Genomic DNA, 8,947 nt, shown 5'->3' with positions numbered 1-8,947 from the left:
ACTATAACGCATAAAAATACCCTCCTTACTGGTTGTCCAGTAAAGAGGGTACATATCAACTATGATTTAGACGGTGTGGAGTTTTATTTTGCCTTTTTATAATTGCTTTTGCAGATCTTATGCAGATCAGTCGTGGCCGTTTACGAGATCCTCTATCATGTTGATGATGATTCCCGTTGAGTCGGTCAGGTTGCTGGACTCCATAGCCTGGATATATTTCTCTTTGTTGTTGTACACTTCATTTATTCCGGCGAACAGAGACTCTGTGTTAAGCTCTTCCTCCTGGATCACATAGCTGTATCCACTCTTCTCAAATGACTGGGCGTTGAGAATCTGATCACCTCTTGATGCAGCCTTTGACAGAGGAATGAGGATGTTCGGTTTTCTGAGTGCGAGAAGCTCACAGATGGCATTGGCTCCTGCACGTGAGATGATGATATCGCACAGTGCAAGCATGCTTGCAAGTTCCTTCTTTACATATTCGTACTGGACATAGCCCTTCTTATCCTTGAGGGATTCATCCAGATTGTCCTTGCCGCACAGGTGGATGACGTTGAATGTCTCCAGAAGACGGTCGATATTGTCTCTTATTGCGTTGTTGATTATGACGCTTCCTGAACTTCCACCCACGATAAGGAGAACAGGCTTGTTGTCAGTGAAACCACAGTAGTTATATGCAAATGCGGAATCGCCGCGGAAAAGTTCCTCTCTGATAGGGGTTCCGGTTACGACTGCCTTGCCCTCAGGGAAGAGATCCTTTGTCTCAGGGAAGTTACAGCATACCTTTGTCGCCTTTGGAAGGGCGAGCTTATTTGCAAGGCCGGGAGTCATATCTGATTCGTGTATCACCACAGGGATACCTGCTGAGTGTGCGGCAAATACCACAGGGACTGTGACAAATCCTCCCTTTGAGAATACTACATCAGGTTTGAGCTCTTTCATGAGCTTCTTTGCTTCAGATATTCCTTTAAGTACCTTGAACGGATCTGAGAAGTTCTTCATTGAGAAGTATCTTCTGAGCTTTCCTGAAGCTATGCCGTGATAAGGGATGCCCATATCTTCTATAAGTTTTTTCTCCATGCCGTCATATGAACCGATGTACTGGATGTCATATCCGTGCTTCTTCAGCTCCGGCATAAGTGCCATGTTTGGTGTGACATGACCTGCTGTACCGCCGCCTGTCAATATAATTCTCTTCATAATGATTGTTAATCCTCCTGTTACTGTGCTGAAGCCAGATACTGCTTGAGTGCCTGAGCCAGTTGATCCGGGCATGAAGTCGGCTTGAAACCGCAGGTTGTGCCCTCGAGTCTGGCGATGACGTCCTCTGGCTTCATGCCTTCTACAAGTGCACCGATACCCTTAAGGTTGCCGTTGCATCCTCCGGTAAATTTTACATTGTGTAACCTGCCGTCATTTACGTCAAAATAAATCTCAACTGAGCAGGTTCCTTTAGTCTTATAAACCATAGCTATACCTCTTTTCTATTGTACTTAACCAATCATTTTTATATTCTTTTTTAATAGCGTTGAGCATGATGCTCCTAACGCGCATCATATTATAGCATATCACAAATGCGGTTAAAACCAAAATATTTGTCGAGCGAAAATAATTGTATACCCGGGAATGCGGCTCATATAATACTACCATCCGGGCTGGCCATCCGGATATGCGATATGTTTTTGACTGAAATGATCGAATATGTGAAAAGAGAGGGAAAAACTATGTTTGAAACTTTGCTGAATCAGAATGTGTGTATGTATGTGATGATAGTGTGTGGGTGCATTGGACTGATAGGACGGGCTGTCATGAGCAGCTATCTTGCGAGACTTGCAAAGGCTGCGGAGAGGATGGGGACAACAAGGAAAAAGGCGCTGTTGGAGATACGAAAGCGGTATGAGGATATAGCTTCGCTGGATGTGGACATACATGACACTGCGGCATTTGTGGACAAGTACATAGACAGGTTGAAAATAGGATTTGTACCTGTGAACGTGTGGAACGGATTTGTAAAAAATATGGGACTCGTCGTTGCGGGGACAGGCATATTTGCGGCGGTATATCAATATTATGTAGTAGGCGATGGACCGGAGGCACTGAAAATGTGCGTGTGCGGTCTGGCAACATATATGCTTCTCATGGCGGCACACAATCAGTGGAACTGTGCATGGCACATGCGGGCTCTCAGGGACAGCGTGAAAAATTATCTCAGCAACAGCCTGTCGAACAGACTCCGAAAGGAGGAAAAGAAGGCGGAGGCTCCGGAACTTCAGGTTGCGTGCAGCTCAGCTGATGAGGGGATAGAGAAAAAGAAGGTTAAGAAAAAACAATCCCGGAATGGGGCGGCGGATTATGATGTTCTTCTGGATGGGATCATGAAGAAGATGCTGGCGGATGGATAACCGGCGAGTGGACATGTGCAGGTGGGCTGCAGATGAAATGCGGGTGAAAACAGCCTGTATGAGCCAATAAATTCAGGATGGTAGATAGTGAGAAAGCTGTACTTGATAGCAGGACTGTATGCTGCCTGCGTGATTGGAGCCGTGCTCAGCGGATGCTCCATATATGACAAGGAGGATCTGTCCAAGATGGTGGCGACTCCGGGGGACGCAGAGTGTCAGGCGGACGGTGCGAAGAATGGGGAAGGTGATGCGGAAGGAAAAGAAAAATCGGGAGACAAGACGGAAGATGCGGAGAGTAACACGGACACAGACGGGGAGAGTCAGGATGAGGATATGACCAGACTCAGGGATTACAGCCAGATATCGACAAAGAAATATTCATGGTACATAGTGCGGGACAAAAATCATGGAATGAGTGGCTGTGACAACAGCTTTCCGCTGGAGCAGTACGATGCGTTCTACGTGGACAGAGTGTGTGCTGAGAAGAATGAAAAGGTGATGTATCTGACATTTGACTGTGGGTACGAGAACGGATATACAGAGCAGATGCTGGATGTGCTCAAAAAGCACAATGCAAAGGGCTGCTTCTTCGTGACGATGACTTACATAAGGGACAATCCGGATATAGTAAAGAGGATGAAGGAGGAGGGACATCAGGTGGGAAACCACACGGTGCATCATCCGTGCATGCCGGAGAAGAGTGTGGAGGAGCAGAAAAGTGAGTTAAAGGAGTGCTCAGACTTTATGAGGAATGAAACTGGGTATGAAATGGATATGTATTTCAGACCGCCGTGCGGTGAGTACAGTGAACAGGTTCTGCAGCTGGCTAAGGATATGGGGTATAAGACCATATTCTGGAGTATGGCTTACCTTGATTATGATGTGAACAATCAGCCGGGGACGGACTATGTCATTGATCATTTTGCGAAATATCATCATCCGGGAGCCATTCCTCTCATACACAATGTGTCGTCGTCCAATGCGCAGGCACTTGATACGGTTCTCACAAACCTGGAGAAGGAGGGATATGAGTTCAGGTCTTTGAATGAGATGAAAATTGAATAGTGGTATCAGAAACAGAAGCTCTCTGTGCGGATCATGCCGATCCGAACGGAGAGCTTTTGTGTATTGGCAGTGCGATCTGTGTGATATAAGCATCTTTATTTGCTCCGTGGGTTGGAGGACCCTCCATAAACGAATTGCGAAAATAACCACAAGTAGCAAGATTGTTTTCTTTTGCATAGTCCAATAGTTTCTTCTGGACAGTGTCAAAATTTTCGTATGGACCACGATGGTATATACAGATAGCTGCAGTCTGTGGAAGTTTTTTTATGTGTTCGTCATTGGTGTCAGGATCTGCTGCGACAGGTATGACATATCTTCCGGCTGATGCTGACTCGATAAAAACCTCTGTACACATTTTGCCTGTGGTGTCCAGTTGATATTTTTTTGTTGCCTCGATAAAGGTCTTGCGCAGATCTTCAGTTTTTCTGGCCAGATCAGAGTCTTTGAACTCCTGACAAAATGCAGTGAATGAGGGAAGAGTGGTAAAATGGATCTCCGGTTCTGATGTCTGGGACTGACGCAGCTGAAGCTGGGCTATGCACAGATCCAGCTGGGAACGGAGCGCAGTCATACGTTCAATGACATCCTCAAGCTTTTCGGTATTATTGAAGTACTTGTTAATCTCGGATAGCGATAATCCTAGTCCCTGAAGAACTTTTATAATTCGTATATGTACGATGTTATCGGCAGAGTAGTAGCGGAAACCGCTGCTCTCATTTTTGTATGCGGGTGTCAGAAGCCCCAGGTCTTCGTAGTTTAACAGCATTCTTCTTGTCACTCCAAGCATTTTGGTGACTTCGCCAATTTGATATAGATTTTTATTTGCGTGATTCATATGATTCCCCTTCTCTTAAAAATAGACAAAAAAAATTGTGAATGTTGCATAAATACCGCAAAATTATTGTTGACTTGAACATTGATGTACGAATTATAATTATCATAAATTGTTAAAGGGAAAGAGTCAAGAATTAACAGGAGGTAATGGTTGCAGAGAGAAAACATTAACGGACACACGAAAAAGAGGTTTTATTGAGAAAGAGAGGGAAGTGTATGAAAGAAAGAATTCTATGTAGAAAAGTTATGGCATGGCTCATGACAGCTTTCATGGTCATAACGTGTTTGATTTCGATAGGTGGTAAGAATACTGCCTACGCAGCGGCTATGGAGAATATCAAGGTAACAGACGTGGATATCAGCACAGATGGACATCTGAGAGGTCTCAAGTGGGGTTGGACGACCACCGGTTATGCCAGTGCGAGCTGTAAGCTTGGCATTCAGTCTGAGAAGTTCTTGTCTGGCGACCTCACAAACTTTGGTGATTATCTGAGCAGCCATAGGTATAGTGGATGGGCGAGTGCCGAGTCACCTGAAGGCTGCGGATTTAAAGGCTGGATAACAGAGAACTCGTTCTCAAGGAGTTCGGGTACATATGACAGAACGGATACCATTTCCGGAGAGGGAATAGATATGGGTACCACGGGTGTGTATTATCTGTATACGTGGACATATTACAATGGTTATGTATTCCCTGATATTTACATAGGAAGTATTGATCTGAATGCTGGCAAGATCGTGGACGCCAGCGGCAATGAAATAACATTTCAGATCGGTGGCTTTTCAGGCGGAGGCAATACAGATCCTTCGGAGGAAGAAGTTGTATTCATGAACAATGGATATCCATATGGCAAGAATATGACGAATAGTTCAATCACTCTCGTTATGGACGTGACAGGGGAAGCTGCAACATATCAGTGGCAGAGCGCAACCAGTAAGCGTGGACCATTTACAGATATTGAAGGTGCAAATGGAAGTACATATACGTTCACCCCGACTCATGGATACTGGTACAGGTGCGTGGTGGATGGTACAGCCAGCAGAGCGGTAAAGGCAGTTATCCCTACCAGTGACAATGGAAATACGTGGACAAAGCCAAATACTTGCTGGTATATAAGCAATGGAGTTATGGCCTATATGGCCAATGGCAATGGGTTTGATATTGTTGGCTTGTATACCAAGGACGGAAAGAACTATATGCTTGGAACAAGCTACGACAAAGTATGGAGATTGTACAGCAGAAGCGATTCAGAGCCTTCAGCAGAAACGGCTACATCACAAGTATCTGTGGCTTCGCTTGCAGCTCTAAGATTGTCGTTTGATCCTATGAATACTCACGATCTGATTTTTGATGCTGAACTTGGTGAGGGACAGCACTCATTCGCTATAGGAGCTGACGCGAATATTGGAAATGAAATTACAAGCTCTGACAGTGCAGATGAAGCGGTGCTTGCTGCCACTGTCAAGAATGGTGAATTACAGCAGATAGCGATGATGGGAGTTGCTAAAGTGGCGGATGCGGCAGATGATACTCCATCATTTGTTCTTGCCCCTATAACACAGGCAAGTTATTACTGGATCGGGGACTATGATTCCAGAAGAATATTTGAGTACAATACAGGTTCATCAAGTTACATAAAGGAAACTGCTGAAATAAATGGTCAGAATGCTGCATCCCTGGTTGAAGGAATAGATTCGGGATTGACAATGTCATGGACAAATGTTGAAGATGGCGGACATATAGGTTTCAAATTCAGCGTTGGAGCGGTGGCTGATGTAGGAGCAGTTACAGGACAGGTTGATTATATAACAGAAAATCTGACAGATCTTGATGGCGATACTTCATATATCATCACTGTTGATGGCGAGTCATATGAAATTGTGAGTGATATGTATGGTGATATAGCCCTTGAGGGAACAGATGATAACGACGTATCATATAGTTTGTTTGGTAAAAATATAAGTATCAGCAAGAAGGACAGTCAGGATACACCTGCTGATATAACTGTTGCAGCAAGACCGGAGGCGCCATCTGCACCGAAGACTCTTGCAGACATACAGAATCCAACACCAGCTGATATGGAAAGTGCTGCAGACGGCGAAGGCATTGAGATAGTAAGCGTGACTGGTGATTCTGTGACAGTAAGCCCGCTTGGCGGACAGCAGTATCAGTATTCGATGGATGGAGCGGCCTGGACAGTTCTCGATGATCTGAATGTGTCAGATAATTATGTTATCTCAGGACTTGAAGAGAATCAGAGGGTATATGTTCGCACAAGATACGTGGCTAATACGACAAGACCAGCTTCATTGTGGTCAGATGCCAAGGCAGTCTCACGTGACCTGATCGCCGGAGTAACTGCGGAAGATACAACCTGCACTTATGATGGATTGATACATAGCCCATCTGTTACAATTGCAGATGGCCTGGATGGAGCTTCTATCAGTTATTCATTGGCAGCAGATGAGCCGTACACACAGACGGTTCCAGAACTTAAAAATGCCGGAACATATAAGGTGTATTACCTTGTTACAGCAGATGAGTGTTCACCGGTATTTGGCGATGTGACTGTGACTATCGAAAAGAAAACGATCACAGCGGATAAGGTAATCGTTGATGAAAATGCATATATACAGGGAATCCAGTTCTCAGGATTGCTGGATGGAGAAGAACTGGTATATGACGAGGATTATACTGTGGTACTGTGGGACGTTACACCAGGAATAGAGAAGGTTGTAACTACATACAGATTTGGGCTTGCAACTACGGGTAATGCAGCCAATTACATACTTCAGAACAAGTCATGGGATATGGTTCATCATCATGACTGGACGCATGAGGTAAAAGAAGGAAGCAGTAACAAGATAATTGCATACTGCAATGAAACTGAGAATCCGGCACACTGCGCATATCAGGGCAGAAACGAGGCGGTCAGCTGTACTGTGACAGCAGAAAGCAGGGCGTATGACGGCACAGAATATGCAGGTGCAGTTGTTAATAACTGGATAACAGAGAAGACCGGAGAGGCAGCTGTTACATATTATGAGGGAACAGGCGATACCGATTATCCGGAAAATGAGAATGCGCCGGTAAATGCAGGTACTTATAAGTTTGTTGTGAAGATAGCTGATGTTAAGGCTTATGCAGAATTTGAAATACAGAGACTTGACCAGAATGTTGAATTTGATGTAAGCGATTACACATTTGGCGACAGTATAGATGGCCCAAAGGTTACAGGAGCACAGGAGGATCCTGTTATAGAGTATTACTACACAACAGAGAACAGTAACACAGATGGTACATTATGGGAGAACTCCAGATCAGCAGATCCGGGCACATATTATATGTATGCCAAGGTTTGTGCTACAACCAATTACAATGAGTATGTAACACAACCGGTTCAGTTCACAGTTGCAAAGAGAGAGATAATTCCAGCAGCAACAACTCTCAAAGTAGGCAAGGTGGCAGCAAAGACATATGGGGATGCAAAGTTTGCCCTCAATGTGAAGTGCAGTAGAAATGACAAGAAAACATTTACAAGCAGCAATACAAAGGTTGTCAAGGTGGATGGCACAGGCAAGGTAACTATAGTTGGTGCGGGCAAGGCGGTTGTGACAGTATCCGTTGCGGCAAATCAGAACTATAAGGCAGCAGCTGCAAAGGTTGCGATCACGGTAAATCCAAAAGCCATCAGAGTAACTGCAAATGACGCATCTAAGTATGAAGGCAAGGCGGATCCGAAGTTTACATTTACAGCGGAGGGACTTGTTGGCAAGGATAAGCTTACAGGAATTGTTCTCAAGAGAGCTGCTGGTGAGAAGTCCGGAACATACACGATCACAGCAAGCCAGAAGAAGGGTGCAAATCCAAACTACAATATAACATTTGCCATTGGCCGTCTTGTTATAAAGAAATCTCCAAATGTTGAACCTAGTGGAACAGAACTCTATAAGAAGACACTTCCGTTCTTCCTTATGAAAGGAAAGGGAACAGGAACAAGAATAGATCTGACATGGGATAAGGTCAAAGGTGCAACAGGATATGATGTATACTGGTCATATTGTAATGGAAAGAACAACTTCAATAAGCTTGCTAATGTACCGAAGTCCCAGAAATATGCCGATAAGAACCTCAATAATAAGAGAGAATACAAGTATTTTACAGTCGCATACAAGATGTCGGGTGGCAAGAAGGTATATCTCGGCAGGACAAATACAGTCCATGTTGCAATGCCTCAAGCATCAAAGACAAATGTCCTGAAAGTTACTGTGAACAAGACAAAGGTTAACCTTGCAAAAGGTAAAACATTTAAGATCACCAAGAAGGTTAAGCTTGAGAATCCAAAGAAGAAGGCGTTAAACCATCTTACGAAGAAGGAAAGGTTCATAACATCCAATGCAAAGGTGGCAACTGTTTCATCTGCAGGAGTTATAAAGGCAGTGCGTAAGGGCACATGTACGGTTTATGTAATGTCTGAAAATGGTGTTTGTGCAAAGATCAAAGTGACGGTTAAGTAGTGCTTTAGACATGGTTATAATTGAAAACTCCTCCAAACCGGTTGTGGCTTTGGGGGAGTTTTTTGAGATTAATAGTTGATTATGGTATACCTATTTGCTAAAATTGATTCAATGTGAAAAATTTAATA

General features: G+C 44.2%; 6 protein-coding genes. 3 read left to right on the top strand and 3 right to left on the bottom strand.

All coding sequences use genetic code 11. The features are described from left to right. Positions 1-126 precede the first annotated feature (126 nt). Together DXD11_RS11325 and DXD11_RS11320 are read right to left on the bottom strand one after the other, a co-directional pair. On the bottom strand, positions 127-1,200 hold the full coding sequence (locus DXD11_RS11325) for an undecaprenyldiphospho-muramoylpentapeptide beta-N-acetylglucosaminyltransferase (protein WP_118017004.1): 1,074 nt from the start codon (positions 1,198-1,200) through the stop codon (positions 127-129). A gap of 20 nt (positions 1,201-1,220) precedes the next feature. After that, entirely contained in the window at positions 1,221-1,469 is a 249-nt protein-coding gene (locus DXD11_RS11320) for a TIGR03905 family TSCPD domain-containing protein (protein ID WP_117550024.1), read from the bottom strand. 255 nt (positions 1,470-1,724) lie between these two features. Here DXD11_RS11320 and DXD11_RS11315 point away from each other — a divergent pair, with 255 nt between their 5' ends. Together DXD11_RS11315 and DXD11_RS11310 are read left to right on the top strand one after the other, a co-directional pair. After that, positions 1,725-2,402, top strand: a complete 678-nt coding sequence (locus DXD11_RS11315) for a hypothetical protein (RefSeq protein ID WP_117550026.1) — start codon at positions 1,725-1,727, stop codon at positions 2,400-2,402. Positions 2,403-2,489: 87 nt separating this feature from the next. Next, a complete protein-coding gene (locus DXD11_RS11310) occupies positions 2,490-3,467 on the top strand; it encodes a polysaccharide deacetylase family protein (RefSeq protein ID WP_243105857.1) in 978 nt (325 codons plus the stop codon). Positions 3,468-3,498: 31 nt separating this feature from the next. Here the strand turns inward: DXD11_RS11310 and DXD11_RS11305 are convergent, their stop codons facing one another. Next, the gene (locus tag DXD11_RS11305; RefSeq protein ID WP_118758410.1) at positions 3,499-4,302 is read right to left on the bottom strand and encodes a MerR family transcriptional regulator; all 804 of its coding nucleotides are present in this window, start codon (positions 4,300-4,302) and stop codon (positions 3,499-3,501) included. 215 nt (positions 4,303-4,517) lie between these two features. Here DXD11_RS11305 and DXD11_RS11300 point away from each other — a divergent pair, with 215 nt between their 5' ends. After that, positions 4,518-8,819: an MBG domain-containing protein gene (locus DXD11_RS11300; RefSeq protein ID WP_118758409.1), complete on the top strand. Its 4,302-nt coding sequence runs from the start codon at positions 4,518-4,520 to the stop codon at positions 8,817-8,819. Positions 8,820-8,947: the final 128 nt, after the last annotated feature.

Source organism: Coprococcus sp. TF11-13 (assembly GCF_003481085.1).
Taxonomy (GTDB): domain Bacteria; phylum Bacillota; class Clostridia; order Lachnospirales; family Lachnospiraceae; genus Coprococcus; species Coprococcus aceti.
This window is presented reverse-complemented; position numbering and strand designations above follow the sequence as displayed.

Coding starts and splice junctions, on each gene's coding strand:
- DXD11_RS11325 (WP_118017004.1), bottom strand. CDS start 1,200: ATGAAGAGAATTATATTGACAGGCGGCGGTACAGCAGGTCATGTCACA.
- DXD11_RS11320 (WP_117550024.1), bottom strand. CDS start 1,469: ATGGTTTATAAGACTAAAGGAACCTGCTCAGTTGAGATTTATTTTGAC.
- DXD11_RS11315 (WP_117550026.1), top strand. CDS start 1,725: ATGTTTGAAACTTTGCTGAATCAGAATGTGTGTATGTATGTGATGATA.
- DXD11_RS11305 (WP_118758410.1), bottom strand. CDS start 4,302: ATGAATCACGCAAATAAAAATCTATATCAAATTGGCGAAGTCACCAAA.
- DXD11_RS11300 (WP_118758409.1), top strand. CDS start 4,518: ATGAAAGAAAGAATTCTATGTAGAAAAGTTATGGCATGGCTCATGACA.